The organism is Streptomyces sp. f51 (genome assembly GCF_037940415.1).
Taxonomy (GTDB): Bacteria; Actinomycetota; Actinomycetes; order Streptomycetales; family Streptomycetaceae; genus Streptomyces.
Map to the genome: position 1 here is coordinate 3,739,120 of NZ_CP149798.1, position 18,208 is coordinate 3,757,327.

Below are 18,208 nucleotides of genomic sequence, written 5' to 3' on the forward strand. Positions count from 1 at the left end.
GAAGGGACGGCATGTACGGCTGGATCTGGCGGCATCTGCCGGGGAGCGTATGGGTGAGGGCGCTGATCTCGCTCGTGCTCGTCCTGGCGGTGGTCTACGTGCTCTTCCAGTACGTCTTCCCGTGGGCCGAACCGCTGCTTCCCTTCAACGATGTGACGGTGGACAACCAGTGAGCACGCGCATCCTCGTTGTGGACAACTACGACAGCTTCGTCTTCAACCTGGTCCAGTACCTGTACCAGTTGGGCGCGGAGTGCGAAGTGCTGCGCAACGACGAGGTGTCGACCGCGCACGCCCAGGACGGCTTCGACGGTGTGCTCCTGTCCCCGGGGCCCGGCGCTCCCGAACAGGCCGGTGTCTGCGTCGACATGGTCCGGCACTGCGCCGCGACCGGGGTCCCCGTCTTCGGGGTCTGCCTCGGGATGCAGTCGATGCAGGTGGCCTACGGGGGTGTGGTCGGCCGGGCGCCCGAGCTGCTGCACGGAAAGACCTCGCTCGTGGAGCACCAGGGCAAGGGCGTCTTCGCCGGACTGCCCTCTCCCTTCACGGCGACCCGCTACCACTCGCTGGCCGCCGAGCCGGAGACCGTCCCGGCCGAGCTGGAAGTCACCGCCCGAACGCACGACGGAATCGTCATGGGTCTCAGACACCGTGAACTGCCCGTCGAGGGCGTGCAGTTCCACCCGGAGTCGGTGCTCACCGAGCACGGCCACCGGATGCTCGCCAACTGGCTGCTCGAGTGCGGTGACAAGGTGGCCGTGGCGAGGTCGGCGGGGCTCGCCCCGGTGGTGGGCAGGGCCACGGCGTGACCGCGCTGCGCCCCGAGCGCGACAGCTCCCCCTACGGCGGCGAGGCCGCGTACGGGGGCGCCGGCGCGTTCGAGGCGGCGGTCGGAGGACTCGCGGACCCGCTGACGGATCCGCTGCCCGGCCAGGCACAGGGCCAGGCCCCGGGCGCACCGCAGCAGGGCTACGACCACGGCGGGTACGGACCCGACTGGTACGCGGCGCAGCAACAGCAGCAGGAGCAGGCGGCCCGGATGCAGGCCGCGCATCTTCACGCGGCCCAGACCGCGCAGGCACAGGCGCAGGCGCAGGCTGCGCAGGCACAGGCCGCCCAGGCGTACGCCGCCCAGGCCCGAGCGGCCCAGGCTCCCGCGCAGGCGATGCCGTCCACCCCGGCTCCGGCACCCTCGTACGCGGACGACTACGAGCGGACGTACGCGCAGCCGTACGAGGAGACCGCGGCCGGTCACTACATCGGACCGGCCGCCGCCCCGATGACCCCTCCCACGGCCGCCACAATGGCCGCCCCCGCGGCGGAACCGGTCCTGCCGGGCCTGCCGCTGGACGACCGGACGGTCGCGCTGCGCCTTCCCGGTTCGTCCACGAGGGCGGAGCGCCGCGCGCGCGAGGCCGACAGCACGAGCGGCCCCGCCTCCGGAGGCCGTGCGGCCCGTCGTAAGGCCGCCAGACGCCACGGGCGGCACGGGGGGCCACTGGACCCCCACGAGCCCCAGGAGGCGGCTCAGGAGGCCGTCGGCACCCCTCGGAGCCGGATGGACGCCCGGCGTGCGGCGCGGGCGTCGAAGCCCGGCGCGGCGGTCCTGGTGAGCCGGATGGTCGGCGAGGTGTTCATCACCACCGGCGTGCTGATGCTGCTGTTCGTCACGTACCAGCTGTGGTGGTCGAACGTGCGGGCGCACCAGCAGGCGGGCAGCGAGGCGAGCAGCCTTCAGCAGGACTGGGCGAACGGGAAGCGGAACCCGGGGACGTTCTCGCCCGGGCAGGGCTTCGCCATCCTGCACATCCCGAAGCTGGACGTGGTCGCGCCGATCGCGGAGGGCACGAGCAAGACGGACGTGCTCGACCGCGGCATGGTCGGGCACTACGGCGAGGCGCCCCTCAAGACGGCGATGCCGAACGCCAAGACGGGCAACTTCGCGCTCGCCGGGCACCGCAACACCCACGGCGAACCGTTCCGCTACATCAACCGCCTCAAGCCGGGCGACGAGATCGTCGTCGAGACGCAGGACGACTACTACGTCTACAAGATGACGTCGATCCTGCCGGTGACGAGCCCGAGCAACACGAGCGTGCTCGACCCGGTCCCCAAGGGTTCGGGCTTCACCGCGCCGGGCCGCTACATCACCCTGACCACCTGCACACCGGAGTTCACCAGTAAGTACCGGATGATCGTCTGGGGCAAGATGGTCGAGGACCGGCCGCGCAGCAAGGGCAAGCCCGACGCGCTGATGGGCTGAGGACGGACGCCGGCGCGGGGACGGACCGCGGGCGTCACGCGCACGAGAGACAACCTGAGACAGACCAGACGGGGCAGATGAACAGTGGCAGCGAGGACCGACCACGACGAACGCGCCGGATCGGACGCCGGCTACGCCGCCCCTGGTGACGTGACCGGCGGACGCCGGCGCATGGGATGGTTCGCGATGACGGTCAGCGTCTTCGGTGAACTCCTCATCACGGTGGGGCTGGTGCTCGGCCTGTTCGTCGTCTACTCGCTGTGGTGGACGAACGTCGTGGCCGACCGCGAGGCGCACAAGCAGGGGGACAAGGTCCGCGACCACTGGGCGCAGGCCCCGAGCGGTCCCGGCGCCCTGGACACCAAGGACGGCATCGGCTTCCTGCACGTCCCGGCGATGAAGAACGGCGAGGTGCTCGTCCAGAAGGGCACGGCGACGACGGTCCTCAACGAAGGTGTCGCCGGCTACTACACCGAACCCGTCAAGGCGTCCCTGCCGATGACCGGCAAGGACGGCAACTTCACCCTCGCCGCCCACCGGGACGGCCACGGTGCCAAGTTCCACAACATCGACAAGATCGCCCAGGGCGACGCGATCGTCTTCGAGACCCGCGACAAGTGGTACGTCTACAAGGTCTTCGACATCCTCCCGGAGACCTCGAAGTACAACGTCAAGGTGCTCCAGACGGTGCCGAAGGAGTCCGGTAGGACGAAGCCGGGCCACTACATCACCCTGACGACCTGCACCCCGGTGTACACCTCCCGCTACCGCTACGTGGTGTGGGGCGAACTGGAACGCGTCGACAAGGTCGACAGCGCCCGCACACCGCCGAAGGAACTGCGCTAGTCCCTGCCCGTGTTCACGGCCAGGCAGCTCCACGGCCAGGCAGCTCCACGGCGACGCAGCTCCACGGCGACGGACTCCACGGTCACGCGAAGGGCCCCGGCACTGTGAAGTGCCGGGGCCCTTTCCGTGGCCTGCCTCAGTGGGCGGTCGCCGGGCGGGTCCTATCCGTTGTTCCCGCCGAGGAACCCGCCGCCGTTGTTCCCGCCGTTGTTGCCGCCCAGCTTCACCGTCGTCAGCGTGACCGTAGTGTTGTCCGGGCTGCCGTTGGGCGCGCTGTTGGCCTGCGGGTCCTGGCCGATCACCCTGGCGTCGTCGCTTCCGTCGCTGCCCGGCTGGAACTGGATGTTGTTGAAGCCGGCGTTCTGAAGGATCTGCCGCGCCTCGGCCACCGTCTTGCCGACGACACTCGGAACCGTCGTCTGCTGCTTGGCCTTGCCGATCTGGATCTGCACCGTGGAGCCGGGGTCCACCTGGGCGCCGATCTGCGGGGTCGTCTGGATGACCTTGTTGACCTGGTTCGGGTCGTCGGTGTCCGTGTCGACACACTGACCGACGAGGTTGCTGGCCGACATCTGGGCCTTGGCCGTCTCGCAGTCCTTGCCGGTGACGTCCGGCACGGTGGACTGCTTCTTCTCCTTGGAGACGGTCAGCGTGATCGTCGAACCCTTCTCCACCTCGTCACCGAGGCGCGGGTTCTGGTCCAGGACGGTGTTCGGGGCCTCCGTGGACTCCTCGAACTTCGTCTTCACGTTGAACTTGTACTTGTCACCACCGAGGATCTCCGTGGCCTTGTCCAGGGTCCTGCCCGTCACGTTCGGCACGGCCACCTTCGGCGCACCGGTGGACACGACCACACTGATCGTGTCGCCCTTCTTCACCGTCGAGCCCACGGCCGGGTCCTGCGAGCAGATGTTGCCCTTGGGTTCCTTGTCGCACGGCTTGCGGGTGGGGTCGAGTTTCAGCTCGCGGTTGTCCGCCATCTTTTGGGCGTCCGGCAGCGTCTGGCTCACGAAGTTGGGCACCTCGAAGGCCTCGTTGCCCGTCCCCTTGCCCGAGACGACGTATTTCCCGATCAGGATCGCGCCGATCAGCACCAGGACGCCCGCGACGACCAGGAGGATCGTCGAGGTGTTGTTCTTCTTCTGGCGGCGGCGGTCCGGGCGGTCGTCGTAGCCGTAGCCGCCGTCGTCGGGGTTCATCGGCGGCAGCATCGACGTGGCCTGGGCGTCCGCGGAGCGCAGGGCCGTGGTCGGCTGGTCGTCGCCGTAGCCGCCGTAACCGACCGAGCCCATGGCGGCGCTGGCCGCGACGGGCTGGCCGTCGAGGCAGGCCTCGATGTCGGCGCGCATCTCGTCGGCGGACTGGTATCGGTAGTCCGGGTCCTTGACGAGGGCCCTCAGCACGATCGCGTCCATCTCGGGCGTGATCTCGGGGTCGAACACCGACGGGGGCTGGGGTTCCTCGCGCACGTGCTGGTAGGCGACGGCCACCGGGGAGTCGCCCACGAAGGGCGGCCGCACCGTCAGCAGCTCGTACAGCAGGCAGCCCGTGGAGTAGAGGTCCGAGCGGGCGTCGACCTGTTCGCCCTTCGCCTGCTCCGGGGAGAGGTACTGGGCCGTGCCGATGACCGCGGCGGTCTGCGTCATCGTCATACCGGAGTCGCCCATGGCGCGGGCGATGCCGAAGTCCATCACCTTGACCTGGCCGTTGCGCGTCAGCATGACGTTGGCGGGCTTGATGTCGCGGTGGACGATGCCGGCGCGGTGCGAGTACTCCAGGGCCTGGAGGATGCCGATCGTCATCTCCATGGACCGCTCGGGCAGCAGTCTCCGGCCCGAGTGCAGCAGCTCGCGCAGCGTGGACCCGTCGACGTACTCCATCACGATGTACGGGATGGAGGTGTTGTCGATGTAGTCCTCACCCGTGTCGTAGACGGCGACGATCGCGGGGTGGTTGAGCGATGCGGCCGACTGGGCCTCCCGGCGGAACCGGGCCTGGAACGACGGGTCGCGTGCGAGGTCGGCCCGCAGCGTCTTCACCGCTACGGTACGGCCGAGCCGGGTGTCATGCGCGAGGTAGACCTCCGCCATGCCACCACGGCCGAGCACGTGGCCCAGCTCGTACCGGCCGCCGAGGCGACGCGGCTCTTCCATAGCTACCTACCAGCCCTCTCCGTCGGTCCCGACCGCACCTTTGTGTGGTCCGGCGGTGTGCTGTCCGGGCATACCGTACCCGGATCGCTTCCTGTGACCTGGCCTGGACCGTCACCCGTGACAGGACCGGTATCGCAACGTGCACCGATGTGATGGGGACGTGAGCGGGGTCACTTCTTGCTGTCGATGACTGCCTTCATCACGTCCCTTGCGATGGGGGCGGCCAGACCGCCACCGGTGATGTCGCCGCGGTTGGCGCTGCCGTCCTCGACGACCACCGCGACGGCGACCGGGGAGCTGCCGTCGGGCAGCTTGGCGTAGGAGATGAACCACGCGTACGGCTTCTCGCTGTTGGCGACACCGTGCTGGGCGGTACCCGTCTTGCCACCCACGGTGACGTTGGGGATCTGTGCCCTCGTGCCCGTGCCCTCCTTGACGACCGTCTCCATCATCGACTGGAGGATCTGGGCGTTGGACTCGGAGAGCGGCTGGCTGAGCTTCTCGGGCTCGGTCTGCGAGACGACGTCCAGGTTGGGTGCCTGGAGCTTGTCGACCATGTAGGGCTTCATGAGCGTGCCGTTGTTGGCGACGGTGGAGGCCACCATGGCCATCTGGAGCGGGGTCGCGGCCGTCTCGAACTGGCCGATGGAGCTGAGCGCGGTCTGCGCGTCGTCCATCGACTTGGGGAAGACGGAGGCGTTGGAGCGCACCGGGGTGAGCTGCTCGGAGTTGAAGCCGAACTTCTCGGCCTCCGCCAGCATCTTGTCCTTGCCGAGGTCGGCGCCGATCTTGCCGAAGACGGTGTTGCAGGAGACCTTGAGCGCCACGCGCATGGTGGCGTTCTTGCAGGGGATGTTCCCCTCGTTCTTCAGCTCGGTCCGCGTGCCCTTCAGGATGTACGGCAGCGGGGTGTCGGTGTGCTGGTCCGCCCCCGTGTACAGGCCGTTCTCCAGGGCCGCGGCCGCGGTGACCACCTTGAAGGTGGAGCCGGGCGGGTAGGTCTCGCGCAGCGCCCGGTTGAGCATCGGGTCGTCGGGGTCGTTCTTCTTCTGGAGCTTGTTCCAGGCCTGCGCGTCGGTGTCGGAGTTGCCGGCGAAGGACGACGGGTCGTACGACGGGGTCGAGGCCAGCGCCAGGATCGCGCCGGTCTGCGGGTTGATCGCGGCGACGGCGCCCTTGCCCCGGCTCAGCAGGCCCTTGTAGGCGGCCTTCTGCGCGGCGGCGTTGAGGGTGGTGACGACGTTGCCGCCCTGCTTCCCCTTGCCCGTGATCATGTCGAGGGTGTTGCGGAAGAAGAGCCGGTCGTCGTTGCCGGTGAGGATGCCGTCGTCCAGCTTCTCCAGCTGGGAGGCGTCGAAGGCCTGCGAGGCGTACCCGGTGACCGGCGCCCACATGGCGCCGTCCTTGTAGGTGCGCTTCCACACGAAGTCGCTGATCCCGGTCTTCTTCGACTTGGCCGCCCCGGTGACCGGGTTGCCGTCGACGATGATGTCGCCGCGCGGAGTGGCGTACCGCTCGATGGCGACACGGCGGTTGTTCGAGTTGGTCCGCAGGCTGTCCGCCTGGACGTACTGGACGTAGTTGTCGCGGAGGAGCAGGGCGAGGACCAGGAGCCCGCAGAAGATCGCGATCCGGCGCAGGGGCTTGTTCACGGGCGGACCACCTGGGTCATCTCGGCGTCGGGGCTGGGAGCGGGAGCGGGCGCCGGGCGGCGGGCGGTGTCGCTGATGCGGATCAGGATGCCCATCAGCGCCCAGTTGGCGATGACGGAGGAGCCTCCGTAGGCCACGAACGGCATCGTCATACCGGTCAGCGGGATCAGGCCCATGACGCCGCCGGCGACCACGAACACCTGGAGCGCGAAGCCGCCGGAGAGACCCACGGCGAGGAGCTTGCCGAAGGGGTCGCGGGCGGCGAGCGCGGTGCGGATGCCGCGTTCCACGATCAGGCCGTAGATGACCAGGATGCCCATGATCCCGGCGAGGCCCAGTTCCTCGCCGAAGCTGGCGAGGATGAAGTCGGAGTTGGCGGCGAAGCGGATGAGCTCGGAGTGGCCCTGGCCCCATCCGGTGCCGAGCGTGCCGCCGGAGCCGAAGGCCCACAGTGCCTGCATGGACTGCTCGGTGTGACCGCCGACGTTCTGGCGGCTGAGCATGAACTCGTGCATCGGGTCGAGCCAGGCCTGGACACGCTGCTGCACGTGCGTCTCGAAGGTCGCCACACCGACCGCGCCGGCCGCGGACATCAGCAGACCGAAGACGATCCAGCTGGTGCGCTCGGTGGCGACGTACAGCATGATGATGAACATTCCGAAGAACAGCAGCGACGTACCGAGGTCGGTCTCGAACACCAGGATCAGGATCGAGATGAACCAGACCACGAGGATCGGGCCGAGGTCGCGGCCGCGGGGAAGGTACAGCCCCATGAAGCGGCGGCTCGCGAGGGCGAGCGCGTCCCGCTTCACCATCAGGTAGCCGGCGAAGAAGATCGCCAGGACGATCTTGGCGAACTCACCGGGCTGGATGGAGAAACTGCCGATGTGGATCCAGATCTTGGCGCCGTAGATGTTGGCGCCGAGGCCCGGCACGAGCGGCAGGAGCAGCAGCACCAGGGCGCCGACCATGGAGATGTAGGTGTAGCGCTGAAGGACGCGGTGGTCCTTCAGGAAGAACAGCACACCGACGAACAGGGCGATGCCCAGGGCCGTGTACATCAGCTGGCGGGGCGCGGCGGTGCCCGCCTGCTTGATCGACTGGAGCAGCTTGGACTGGTCGAGCCGCCAGATCATCACCAGCCCGAGGCCGTTCAGCAGCGTGGCCAGCGGCAGCAGCAGCGGGTCCGCGTACGGAGCGAACTTGCGTACGGCGAGATGGGCGACGCCGGCCAGCAGGCCGAGGCCCAGGCCGTAACTCAGCAGGCCGGCGGGCACCTTGTCGTCGATGGCGAGGCCCACGTTGGCGTAGGCGAACACCGGGATGACAACGGCGAACACCAGCAAGGCCAGTTCGGTGTTGCGTCGGCTCGGTGTGCCGATCGATCCGATCGTGGACGTGTGGTGCGTCGGCGTGTTCGTACTACTGCTCATCGTGTGACAGGGCCCCTCACGGCTTCTTACTGCTTACCGCACAGCGAGACCAGCTTCTGCTCCTCGTCGGAGAGGCTGGGGCCGGGTGTGGGAGTGGGTGCGGTCGTGGACTTGGAGGACGAGGGTGCCGAGCTCGAAGGGTTCGGGCTCGGGCTGGACGTGGCCTTGGACGTGAGGGAGGCCTTTGTGGTTCCCGTGGTTCCGGCGGCCTTGCTCGCGCTGGGCTTCGCGCTGTTCTGGCTCTCGGCCGCGCGGCGCTCTGCGTCCTTGCGGCAGGCGGACGCCTGCACGGCGAGTTCGTCGATCTTGGCCTGCGCGTCGGCGAGGCCGCCTTCGGCGATGGTCGCCTTGACCTGCTTCTGCTGGTAGGGCGGAAGGTACTTGAGTTCGATCTCGGGGTGGTTCTTCTCCACCTTCGAGAGCGAGACCCAAGCCAGGTCCTGGCTGATGCCGCGGTAGAGCGCGACGTGCTCGTCCTGGGCGCCGACGTAGTACTGCGTCTGCGTCCAGCGGTAACCGCCGTAGAGGCCGCCGCCGATGACGGCGAGCGTCAGGACGATGTAGAAGGATCGCTTCAGCCACCTGCGTCCGCCGCGGGGCTTGACGAAGTCCTCGTCGGTGTAGTCGCCGAAGCTGCCGTTGGAGACGTAGCCGGTGGTGTCGCCGCTTCCGGGCGGGCCGAATTCACCGCCGCCGCCCTGTCCGGGCACGGGCCGGCCGAGGCCGGAGGCGCGTCCGGCGGGGGTCTGCATGGCGCCGTTGTCGTGCAGCTGGTGCTGATGCTGGTTCTCGGCGACCGCGCCGACCACCACGGGGGTGTCGGAGAGCTGTGCGGCGAGGGTGTCGCCGGAGTCGATGTCGAGGACGTCGGCCACGATGACGGTGATGTTGTCCGGGCCGCCGCCGCGCAGCGCGAGCTGGATGAGCTCCTGCACGGTCTCCTGCGGGCCCTGGTAGCTGGCGAGGGTGTCTTCCATCGTCTGGTGGGAGACGACGCCGCTGAGGCCGTCGGAGCAGATCAGATAGCGGTCGCCGGCGCGGACCTCGCGGATCGAGAGGTCGGGCTCGACGTGGTCGCCACTGCCCAGCGCGCGCATCAGCAGGGAGCGCTGCGGGTGGGTGGTGGCCTCCTCCTCGGTGATGCGGCCCTCGTCGACGAGACGCTGCACCCAGGTGTGGTCCTGGGTGATCTGCGTCAGCACGCCGTCCCGCAGCAGGTACGCGCGGGAGTCGCCGACGTGGACGAGACCGAGCCGCTGGCCGGTCCACAGCAGGGCGGTGAGCGTGGTGCCCATGCCCTCGAGCTGCGGGTCCTCCTCGACCATCATCCGGAGCTGGTCGTTGGCACGCTGCACGGCGGTGCCGAGCGAGGTGAGGATGTCGGATCCGGGCACGTCGTCGTCGAGCGCGACGATGGTGGAGATCACCTCTGAGCTGGCGACCTCACCGGCGGCCTGGCCGCCCATCCCGTCGGCGATCGCGAGCAGGCGGGGACCGGCGTAGCCCGAGTCCTCGTTGCCCTCGCGGATCATGCCTTTGTGCGATCCGGCGGCGAAGCGCAGTGACAGACTCATGCGCACCTCGCCCGTCGGCTCCGGGTACATCCGCACGGTGCCCACCCTCCGGTCGGGAGCGCGCCGGGGTCCCTTGTGTGGACCGCCGCTGCGTGCTCGCTCCGCTCGCTCATTGTCGTACTACTTCCGCAGCTCGATGACGGTCTTGCCGATGCGGATCGGCGCGCCCAGCGGAACGGGCGTCGGGGTCGTCAGCCGGCTCCGGTCGAGATACGTGCCGTTGGTGGAGCCGAGGTCCTCGACGATCCACTGGCCGTCCCGGTCGGGGTAGATCCTGGCATGCCTGCTGGACGCGTAGTCGTCGTCCAGCACGATGGTGCTGTCGTGCGCACGGCCCAGGGTGATGGTCTGTCCCTGGAGCGCCACGGTGGTGCCCGTGAGGGTGCCCTCCGAGACGACCAGCTTGGACGGTGCGCCACGGCGCTGCCGCCCGCCGCTCGCGGGCGCCTGCTGCTGGCGCTGCTGCGGAGGCGCGGCCTGTCGCGCGGCCTGCTGGGGCCTCGCGGCTTCCCTGCGCGAGCCGCGCTGTGTGACACGCGTTCCGAACAGGTCGCTGCGGATGACCTGCACGGCCACGATCACGAACAGCCACAGTACGGCCAGGAAACCCAGCCGCATGACCGTGAGGGTCAGCTCTGACATTGCCCCCGCTTCACCCTTCGGCTTGCCGGTAAATGATGGTGGTGCTGCCCACGACGATCCGCGAGCCGTCGCGGAGCGTAGCGCGGGTTGTGTGCTGCCCGTCCACCACGATGCCGTTGGTGGACCCGAGATCCTGGATCGTCGAGGGCGTTCCGGTCCGGATCTCACAGTGCCGGCGCGATACGCCGGGGTCGTCGATCCGCACGTCGGCTTCGGTGCTGCGGCCCAGCACGAGCGTCGGGCGGGAGATCTGATGGCGTGAGCCATTGATCTCGACCCAGTGCCGCATACGGCCGCCCGCCGCGGGACCGGCCGGGGGCCGGGCACCCGCGGGTGCCATGCCCGGACGGCCGCCGGGAGGCGGCGCGGACGGCATGGGGGGAGCGGCCGATGGAGGGTAGCCGTAGCCACCCTGGGCTCCGCGGGGGCCCGCCGGGGCGGGGCCCGCGGGGGCACGCTCGGGAGACTGCTGATTGGCGGAGGAGGCGAGCGTACGGCTGCGGACCCGGTACAGGCCGGTGTCGAGGTCGTCCGCCTTCTCCAGATGGACCTTGATGGGGCCCATGAAGGTGTAGCGCTGCTGCTTGGCGTAGTCGCGGACCATCCCGGCGAGCTCGTCGCCGAGCTGGCCGGAGTACGGGCTGAGCCGCTCGAAGTCGGGCGTGCTCAGTTCGACGATGAAGTCGTTGGGGACGACGGTCCGGTCGCGGTTCCAGATCGTGGCGTTGTTGTCGCACTCGCGCTGGAGCGCTCCGGCGATCTCCACGGGCTGGACCTCGGACTTGAACACCTTGGCGAAGGTGCCGTTGACCAGACCTTCGAGACGCTGCTCGAACTTCTTCAGGACTCCCATGGGGCACCTCCTCCGTCGTTGCCGTCCTGGTACAGCTTGCTGTCGTCTTCCTGGCCCTGCTGGACCAGCCGGCCTAGTCGGCCTTGCTGGTACTGCTTACTGATCGTATCCACGCGTCGGGAAATCGGCTGGTTCCCCCTGTCGGCACGGTCGACGGGTTGTCGACACCTTCCGAAGTCCCCTCCCGAAGTTCCCTGAGAGGCCCCTCTTCGAACTCTTCCCGGCACTGCTTCTGCCATGGATCGTAGAGGCGCCCCACGACCAGTGTCCCGCACCTGACTGTGCGGTCGGTCCGACTCCTGGGGAGATGCGCAGGACCGGTACGAGGTTGATACGTGAACCGGTTCTGTCCGAAACGTGTGACGCACGAGGGGCCGCTGGTGGGGAGGCCGCCGCCGGGCGACGCGGAGCGGCCCGGGCCGGGAGGCCGGGCGGCGCAAGGGCACCGGGCCCGCGGATGCCGGGGCGGGCCGTGGGTGCGGGGCGGGCCGTGCGCGGGCGGGAGGGCCAGGGGAAAGGGATGTGATTCCACCCCTGACAGCGTGCTAATCTTCTGCATGTCGGAAGGCGCCCGCGGCGAAAGCGGGAGACGGAAGACACACCCAATGCGCGGGTGGCGGAATAGGCAGACGCGCTGGATTCAGGTTCCAGTGCCCGAAAGGGCGTGGGGGTTCAACTCCCCCCTCGCGCACAGTTGAAAGCCCCTCAGGTCCTCGACCTGAGGGGCTTTCGCGTTGTCCGGGGCCGCGAGCGCTGTCCGATGCCTCGCCCTCGCGGCTCTTCCCGTCTTCTCACCGTTCGCGTGCTGCCGCGCGAGCGGGAGCACCGTTCGCCGCGGGTTGCGCGGACGGCCAGGGGGCGCTGTGAAGTGTGACGATGCTCTCACGCGGGCGCCCGGGGTCGGCGGGGTGCCCGCGCGTGGAGCGGGTGTCGATCAGGCGGCGAGGCGGGCCGCGACCTTCTTGGCGTGGGCGGCCGCTTCGTCGAGGGCCTTGCTCCGGGACGCCTCGAAGAGCGGGACCAGGTCGGACATCGCCGGGTTGTGCGGGGCCATGGTGAGCTCCGGGACGATGAACTCGACGTCGAGGGCGAGCATGTCGCCGAGCACGGCCCCCAGGTAGTTCTGCACGTACTCGAAGCCCGCGCGCGGGGTGCCCGGCGCGTACGAGCCGCCGCGGCTGGCGACGACGGTGACCGGGGTGCCCTTGGCCTTGAGGTTCTCGGCCATGGCGGTGCGTCCCACCAGCACGACGTTGTCCAGCCACGCCTTCAGGGTCGAGGGGATGGAGAAGTTGTACATGGGGGCGCCGATCAGGATCGCGTCCGCGTTCTCCAGCTCCTCGATCAGCTTCAGGCGTGCGGCGAAGGCCTCGGCCTGTCCGGGGGTGTGCGTGTCCGGGGCGGCGAAGCCGGCGCTGTGGGCGTCGGCCGTGATGTGCGGCACGGGGTGGGCGGCGAGGTCGCGGTGGACGACCGTGCCGCCGGGGTGCTGTTCCTCCCAGGCCGCGCGGAAGGCGTTCGCCACGGCGCGCGAGACGGAGGTGCCGTCGGGGGAGACGGACGAGTCGATGTGGAGGAGGGTGGCCATGGTGATCTCCAGACAAAAGGGTGGGTATCGGGTCGCCTGCGGAACCGGGGCTGAGCCCGGGTTCCGAACGGGGGCGGCGCCGGGGCAGGGCAGAGCTGTCGCCAGGGACCGGGTCGCCCTGACGAGCTTCTCTTTCGTGCCTAACTAGAGATAGCACAGGGACTTACTTTTTTTCATCCCCTTGTGTGGACGCAGTACCCTGGGCTCATGCCAGAACCGGGAAGCCACGACGCGGGGCCGTGCCAGAAGGTGGACGACGGCATGACCCGTGTCTTCACGCTGCTCGGCAAGCGCTGGACGGGTCTGGTCGTCGCGGTCCTGATGCAGCAGCCCGCCCACTTCGCGGATCTGCGCAGGGCGATCCCCGGCATCAGCGAGCGGATGCTCTCGGACAGGCTCACCGAACTCGGCGCGGCCGGTCTGGTCCTGCGCAAGGTCAACGAGGGCCCGCCCCTACGGGTTTGCTACGCCCTGACCGAGGCGGGCGCGGCGCTCGAACCCGCCCTCAAGGAGCTCGGGGCCTGGGCGGAGAGGTATCTGCCGGAGGGCGGCCCCTGCCCGGAGCGGCTGCGGTAGCGGGCGACGACAGCGGGAGCGGCCGCGGTAACGGGCGGCCACAGTGCGAGCGGCCGCGGTAACGGGCGGCCACAGCGGGCGGGACGTGGTGCGGCTCGTCCGGCGGCTCCGGCGGTCCGTGCGCTGCCCGCCGACCGTCCTGCGTCGGCGTTCTCAGGCGCTTCTCCCCGGTTGCGGGCGGAGTTGTCCACAGGGTCTGACGCGTTTTCCCGACCGGCTGTACGGTCAGCACGAGTTGATGTTCGTGCGCGGGGGAGGCGGTCGTGATGACCGAGGTCGGTACAGCGGGGGCGGAACGGCGGACGGCGCCGACAGGACGGGCCGGGCTGGTCGGACAGGCCGGTCCGGTGCGGCAGGAGCACGCTGCGGCGAGGCCCGGTGACGGCCCGGACGCCGAGGCGTTCGGGGTCCGGGAGTTCGCGGTCCCGGGATTCGCCGCCTGGCCGGTGAAGGGTTCGCCCAAGGAGGAGGGGAAGGCCCTGCGCGGGCGGGTCCCGCGCGCGGCGCACGCCGAACTCCTGATGGACACCGACCGCCCGGACGCCGTGGCCGCGGTCGAGGAGTCCAACCGGGGCCGGATCCCCGAGCTCACCCCGATCCGGGTCGGCAGGATGGCGGCCACCCCCTTCGCGTTCCTGCGCGGCAGCGCGGGCCTCATGGCGTACGACCTCGCCCGCACGCCGATGACCGGCGTCGGCGCCCAGATCTGCGGTGACGCCCACGCGGCGAACTTCGGCCTGTACGGAGACGCGCGCGGCCGCCTGGTCATCGACCTGAACGACTTCGACGAGACGGTGTACGGCCCCTGGGAGTGGGACCTCAAGCGGCTCGCCACCTCGCTCGTGCTCGCGGGCCGCGAGGCCGGAGCGGACGAGGACACCTGCCGTGAGGCCGCGCGCGACTGCGTGGGCGCCTACCGGCGCACCATGCGCCTGCTGGCCAAGCTGCCGGTCCTGGACGCCTGGAACGCCATCGCCGACGAGGAACTCGTCTCGCACACCGACGCCCATGACCTGCTCGGCACGCTGGAGCGGGTGTCCGAGAAGGCGCGGGCCAACACCAGCGGACGCTTCGCCGCCAAGTCGACCGAGGCCGTGGAAGGGGGTGGCCGCCGCTTCGTCGACGCGGCACCCGTGCTGCGCCGCGTTCCCGACGGGGAGGCGGCCGCGGTGGCCGCGTCCCTGGAGCACTATCTGACGACCCTCTCCGAGGACCGCCTCCCGCTGCTCGCCCGCTACGCCGTGCACGACGTGGCCTTCCGGGTCGTCGGCACCGGCAGCGTCGGCACCCGCTCGTACGTGGTGCTGCTCCTGGACCACCGGGGCGAGCCCCTGGTCCTCCAGGTCAAGGAGGCACGTGCCTCGGCACTGCTCCCGCATCTGGCGACCATCGGCCATCCGATGCCGGAGGTGGCCCACGAGGGCCGCCGTGTGGTGCTCGGCCAGAAGCGCATGCAGGTCGTCAGCGACATCCTCCTCGGCTGGACCTCGGTCGACGGCCTTCCCTACCAGGTGCGCCAGTTCCGCAACCGCAAGGGCAGTGTCGACCCGGCCGCCCTGCCCGCCGACCACATCGACGACTACGGCCGCATGACCGGCGCCCTGCTGGCCCGTGCCCACAGCCACAGCGCGGACCCGCGCCTGATAGCCGGGTACTGCGGCAAGAACGAGGAGCTGGACGAGGCCGTCGCCTCCTTCGCCGTCGCCTACGCGGACCGCACCGAGGCGGACCACGCGTCCCTGACGGCGGCGGTCCGCAACGGACGGATCGCTTCCGAACCGGGGGTGTGACCGGCCCGGAGACCGGCCCGGAGACGGTGGCCGATGCCGCTGCCGGAGTCGCTGTCGGGATGATCGGGGTGGTTGGGGTCAATGGGGTCGTTGTGGCCGGTCAGGTGGCTGTAGGGGCGGGGAAGGCAGTGAGCCCCGCGGGAGTGTGGCCTACGCTGGTCGGGTGACGACCCCGGAAGCCGATCAGAGCCAGTCCGAGCCCGCCTTCGAGGAGGGCCGGGAGCACTCCGGTGCCCCGGAGGGCGAGACGCCCCATGCCTCCCTCGGCGACGCCGGCCGCACCACCGACCCGGAGGGTGCGGAGGGCGCGGACGCCTCCTCCGACGCCCGGACCGGGTCCGGAGCCGCGGGGCAGGGTGAGGGACAGTCCGACGGGCAGGGCGAGGCCCGGGCCGATGCGGGTCAGAGCCCGGCTCCGAGCGCGGACGACCGGCCCGAGGCACGCCTGGAGCGGGCCGTGCGAGCGGCCGAACAGGCGCTGATCGAGTTCGAGATCGCGGTGGAGACCTTCCGCGTCGAGGTCGACAACTTCTCCCGGCTGCACCACCAGAAGCTCGGTCCGATGTACTCCCGCCTCGACGAGCTGGAGGCCCAGATCGCCGAGGCGCGTGCCGCGCGCACGGGCGATCCGGAGGACATATTCAAGGCGCACGAGGCACGGGCGCGGGTCATGCCCATGCCCGGTGTCGAGGAGCTGTTCCACGGCTGGATGGACTCCGACGGCCTGTTTCCCGAGGCCGTGGCCATGCTCACGGACCAGCCCGTGCGGCCCCCGCAGCGGGTGCGTCCGAGCGAGGAGGCCCGCAAGCTGTTCCGCGAGCTGGTCCGCAAGGCCCACCCGGACCTGGCTCAGGACGACGACGAGCGCAAGCGGCGCGACGAGTTCATCTCCCGCGTGAACGCCGCCTATGCCCGGGGCGACGAGACACTGCTGCGGGAGCTGGCCGCGGAGTGGGCCGCCGGTCCCGCTCCCGAGGAGTGGAAGCCGAGCCGCAGCGAGGAGCTCTACGCACGCCTCGAATGGCTCTCCCAGCGCAAGGAACTGCTCACCCTCGTCGCCCGCGAGCTGGAGGAGAGCGCCATCGGCGCCATGCTCAAGCTGGCCCCGGAAGACCCGGACCGTCTCCTGGAGGAGATCGCCGAACAGCTGCTGACGCAGGTCGGTGAGCGCGAGCACGAACTGGCGACACTGATCTCCGAGGCTCCCTGAGCTTGGCGCAGGCAGGGTCGGGTAGCGTCGGAGGCATGAGTTTCGGAGCTGGTGTGCCCACGGTCGGGGTCGGCGATCTCGCGGCCGACGACTTCCTGCTGGACGTCCGGGAGGACGACGAGTGGGAGGCAGGTCATGCCCAGGGGGCGCTGCACATCCCCATGAGCGACTTCGTCGCCCGGTTCGGTGAGCTGACCGAGGCCGCCCCGCAGGACGGCCGGGTCAACGTGATCTGCCGCTCCGGAGGCCGTTCGGCCCAGGTCACCATGTACCTGGTCCAGCAGGGCATCGACGCCGCGAACGTCGAGGGCGGCATGCAGATCTGGGAGGCCGCGGGCCGCCCGGTTCTGAACGCCAAGGGCGAGCCCGGCTTCGTGCTGTAGCCCGGGCGCTCACCCCAGGGGGTGGGCCGCCAGCAGGTCGCCCAGCGCTTCCTCGTGTGCTGCCGCCGGGCCGAGCGACAGTTCCAGTTGCTTGGCCCAGGCGTGGTACCGGTGCAGCGCGTACTCGGTGTCGGCGCCGAAGCCTCCGTGCAGATGCTGGGCGGTCTGCACGACCCGGCGCACCCCTTCGGACGCCCAGATCTTGGCCACCGCCACATCACCGCCGGCCGGCAGCGCGCCGTCCGCTCCGGTGCTGATCCGCCACGCGGCCTGCCAGAGCGTCGCCTCCATGGCGCGCAGGTCGATGTAGCGGTCGGCGGCCTGGACGGCGACCGCCTGGAACGTGGCGACCGGGAACCCGAACTGCTCCCGCTTGCTCGTGTACGCGCTCGTCATCCGGAGCACCTCCTCGCCGAGCCCGAGCGCCAGGGCGCAGGTCCCGGTGACCAGCAGGTCGCGCAGCCACTCCCACGCCCCCGGCGCGTCGATCACATACCGGGCTTCGATCCGGGCGGATTCCAGGCGCAGTTCGCCCAGCCGCTCACCGGTCGTGGAGATCTGCTCGGCGAGCACGGCCCCTTCCTGGCCGCGAGCCACCAGGGCGAGGACGGTCCGGTCGGCGTCCGTGTGCGCGGGCACGACGACGAGGTCGGCGTCGAAGACCCAGGGCACCGCCGTCTGCACTCCGTCCAGCACCCATCCCGTGCCGTCCTGCCGCGCGGTCACGGCGAGTTCGGCGGGGTCGTGACCGGTCCTGCCGTTGGTGGCCACGGTCAGCACGAGTTCTCCCCGGCCGGCCCGCGCGGCCACGGCCGTGCTCAACTCCTCGCCGCCGTGGCGTTGGACGGCGGCTGTCGCCGCGCTGTTCTCCAGCAGCGGCACCCGGGCCAGCACCTTCGCCGACTCCCGCAGCACGAGACACAGCGCGATCGCGTCGAGGCCCGCTCCGCCGGCCTCCTCGTCGAGCAGCAGGCTGAGCAGGTCCGCGTCGGCGAGCCTCGCCCACAGGGCGCGGTCGAAGCCTTCGGCGACGGCGCCCGGGGTGAGCGCGGGGCTGGGCACCGCGTCGGGGGAGACGTCGGCGAACACCCCCCGGGCCGCCTCGGCCGCCGCCTGCTGCTCCTCGGTGAAGGTGAAGTCCACGATCCCGTCCTCCCGCACGCGCGTCGGACCAACGACCAAGCAGAAAGCCTGATCTGACGGTGCGTCAAGATAGAACAGGTTCTATGAGAAGGGAACGGCCGAC

The 18,208-nt window shown here is 70.1% G+C and carries 17 protein-coding genes and 1 tRNA gene; 9 read left to right on the forward strand and 9 right to left on the reverse strand.

Annotated elements, in window-relative coordinates:
* Positions 1-11: 11 nt before the first annotated feature.
* The 4 genes from WJM95_RS16375 (at position 12) to WJM95_RS16390 (ending at position 3,108) form a co-directional block, all read left to right on the forward strand.
* Complete coding sequence (locus WJM95_RS16375) at positions 12-173, forward strand: hypothetical protein (protein ID WP_339130468.1); 162 nt, start codon at positions 12-14, stop codon at positions 171-173.
* Positions 170-808 carry an aminodeoxychorismate/anthranilate synthase component II gene (locus tag WJM95_RS16380; RefSeq protein WP_339130469.1) on the forward strand — a complete coding sequence of 213 codons (639 nt, stop codon included), beginning with the start codon at positions 170-172 and terminating at the stop codon, positions 806-808. The genes WJM95_RS16375 and WJM95_RS16380 overlap by 4 nt, the downstream gene beginning before the upstream one ends.
* On the forward strand, positions 805-2,262 hold the full coding sequence (locus WJM95_RS16385) for a class E sortase (protein ID WP_339130470.1): 1,458 nt from the start codon (positions 805-807) through the stop codon (positions 2,260-2,262). Before WJM95_RS16380 ends, WJM95_RS16385 begins: the two co-directional genes overlap by 4 nt.
* 171 nt (positions 2,263-2,433) lie before the next feature.
* Positions 2,434-3,108, forward strand: a complete 675-nt coding sequence (locus WJM95_RS16390; RefSeq protein ID WP_339135602.1) for a class E sortase — start codon at positions 2,434-2,436, stop codon at positions 3,106-3,108.
* A gap of 161 nt (positions 3,109-3,269) precedes the next feature.
* Here the strand turns inward: WJM95_RS16390 and pknB are convergent, their stop codons facing one another.
* From pknB to WJM95_RS16425, 7 genes are all read right to left on the reverse strand, one after another.
* Positions 3,270-5,261, reverse strand: a complete 1,992-nt coding sequence (gene pknB / locus WJM95_RS16395; RefSeq protein ID WP_339130471.1) for a Stk1 family PASTA domain-containing Ser/Thr kinase — start codon at positions 5,259-5,261, stop codon at positions 3,270-3,272.
* Between the two features lie 170 nt (positions 5,262-5,431).
* Positions 5,432-6,913, reverse strand: a complete 1,482-nt coding sequence (locus WJM95_RS16400) for a penicillin-binding transpeptidase domain-containing protein (RefSeq protein WP_339130472.1) — start codon at positions 6,911-6,913, stop codon at positions 5,432-5,434.
* The gene (locus WJM95_RS16405) at positions 6,910-8,346 is read right to left on the reverse strand and encodes an FtsW/RodA/SpoVE family cell cycle protein (protein WP_339130473.1); all 1,437 of its coding nucleotides are present in this window, start codon (positions 8,344-8,346) and stop codon (positions 6,910-6,912) included. The genes WJM95_RS16400 and WJM95_RS16405 overlap by 4 nt, the downstream gene beginning before the upstream one ends.
* Before the next feature lie 26 nt (positions 8,347-8,372).
* On the reverse strand, positions 8,373-9,920 hold the full coding sequence (locus tag WJM95_RS16410) for a Stp1/IreP family PP2C-type Ser/Thr phosphatase (protein WP_339130474.1): 1,548 nt from the start codon (positions 9,918-9,920) through the stop codon (positions 8,373-8,375).
* Positions 9,921-10,040: 120 nt separating this feature from the next.
* Positions 10,041-10,562: an FHA domain-containing protein gene (locus tag WJM95_RS16415; protein WP_037614909.1), complete on the reverse strand. Its 522-nt coding sequence runs from the start codon at positions 10,560-10,562 to the stop codon at positions 10,041-10,043.
* A 10-nt stretch (positions 10,563-10,572) separates the two neighbouring features.
* Complete coding sequence (locus WJM95_RS16420) at positions 10,573-11,415, reverse strand: DUF3662 and FHA domain-containing protein (protein WP_339130475.1); 843 nt, start codon at positions 11,413-11,415, stop codon at positions 10,573-10,575.
* Complete coding sequence (locus tag WJM95_RS16425) at positions 11,403-11,528, reverse strand: hypothetical protein (RefSeq protein ID WP_339130476.1); 126 nt, start codon at positions 11,526-11,528, stop codon at positions 11,403-11,405. Before WJM95_RS16425 ends, WJM95_RS16420 begins: the two co-directional genes overlap by 13 nt.
* A gap of 494 nt (positions 11,529-12,022) precedes the next feature.
* On the opposite strand from WJM95_RS16425, the gene WJM95_RS16430 reads away from it, so the two are divergent.
* A tRNA-Leu gene (locus WJM95_RS16430) sits at positions 12,023-12,106 on the forward strand.
* Between the two features lie 243 nt (positions 12,107-12,349).
* On the opposite strand, the gene WJM95_RS16435 is transcribed toward WJM95_RS16430, so the two are convergent.
* Entirely contained in the window at positions 12,350-13,003 is a 654-nt protein-coding gene (locus WJM95_RS16435; RefSeq protein WP_339130477.1) for an NAD(P)H-dependent oxidoreductase, read from the reverse strand.
* A gap of 207 nt (positions 13,004-13,210) precedes the next feature.
* Here WJM95_RS16435 and WJM95_RS16440 point away from each other — a divergent pair, with 207 nt between their 5' ends.
* From WJM95_RS16440 to WJM95_RS16455, 4 genes are all read left to right on the forward strand, one after another.
* Positions 13,211-13,579: a helix-turn-helix domain-containing protein gene (locus WJM95_RS16440; protein ID WP_339130478.1), complete on the forward strand. Its 369-nt coding sequence runs from the start codon at positions 13,211-13,213 to the stop codon at positions 13,577-13,579.
* Between the two features lie 266 nt (positions 13,580-13,845).
* Positions 13,846-15,369 carry a DUF2252 domain-containing protein gene (locus tag WJM95_RS16445; RefSeq protein WP_339130479.1) on the forward strand — a complete coding sequence of 508 codons (1,524 nt, stop codon included), beginning with the start codon at positions 13,846-13,848 and terminating at the stop codon, positions 15,367-15,369.
* Positions 15,370-15,532: 163 nt separating this feature from the next.
* A complete protein-coding gene (locus WJM95_RS16450) occupies positions 15,533-16,579 on the forward strand; it encodes a hypothetical protein (RefSeq protein ID WP_339130480.1) in 1,047 nt (348 codons plus the stop codon).
* Between the two features lie 35 nt (positions 16,580-16,614).
* The gene (locus tag WJM95_RS16455; protein ID WP_339130481.1) at positions 16,615-16,962 is read left to right on the forward strand and encodes a rhodanese-like domain-containing protein; all 348 of its coding nucleotides are present in this window, start codon (positions 16,615-16,617) and stop codon (positions 16,960-16,962) included.
* Between the two features lie 9 nt (positions 16,963-16,971).
* Here the strand turns inward: WJM95_RS16455 and WJM95_RS16460 are convergent, their stop codons facing one another.
* Positions 16,972-18,105, reverse strand: coding sequence for an acyl-CoA dehydrogenase family protein (locus tag WJM95_RS16460; protein ID WP_339130482.1), 1,134 nt, complete (start codon positions 18,103-18,105; stop codon positions 16,972-16,974).
* Positions 18,106-18,208: the final 103 nt, after the last annotated feature.

Coding starts and splice junctions, on each gene's coding strand:
- WJM95_RS16375 (WP_339130468.1), top strand. CDS start 12: ATGTACGGCTGGATCTGGCGGCATCTGCCGGGGAGCGTATGGGTGAGG.
- WJM95_RS16390 (WP_339135602.1), top strand. CDS start 2,434: ATGGGATGGTTCGCGATGACGGTCAGCGTCTTCGGTGAACTCCTCATC.
- pknB (WP_339130471.1), bottom strand. CDS start 5,261: ATGGAAGAGCCGCGTCGCCTCGGCGGCCGGTACGAGCTGGGCCACGTG.
- WJM95_RS16405 (WP_339130473.1), bottom strand. CDS start 8,346: ATGAGCAGTAGTACGAACACGCCGACGCACCACACGTCCACGATCGGA.
- WJM95_RS16410 (WP_339130474.1), bottom strand. CDS start 9,920: ATGAGTCTGTCACTGCGCTTCGCCGCCGGATCGCACAAAGGCATGATC.
- WJM95_RS16415 (WP_037614909.1), bottom strand. CDS start 10,562: ATGTCAGAGCTGACCCTCACGGTCATGCGGCTGGGTTTCCTGGCCGTA.
- WJM95_RS16420 (WP_339130475.1), bottom strand. CDS start 11,415: ATGGGAGTCCTGAAGAAGTTCGAGCAGCGTCTCGAAGGTCTGGTCAAC.
- WJM95_RS16435 (WP_339130477.1), bottom strand. CDS start 13,003: ATGGCCACCCTCCTCCACATCGACTCGTCCGTCTCCCCCGACGGCACC.
- WJM95_RS16440 (WP_339130478.1), top strand. CDS start 13,211: ATGCCAGAACCGGGAAGCCACGACGCGGGGCCGTGCCAGAAGGTGGAC.
- WJM95_RS16445 (WP_339130479.1), top strand. CDS start 13,846: ATGACCGAGGTCGGTACAGCGGGGGCGGAACGGCGGACGGCGCCGACA.
- WJM95_RS16455 (WP_339130481.1), top strand. CDS start 16,615: ATGAGTTTCGGAGCTGGTGTGCCCACGGTCGGGGTCGGCGATCTCGCG.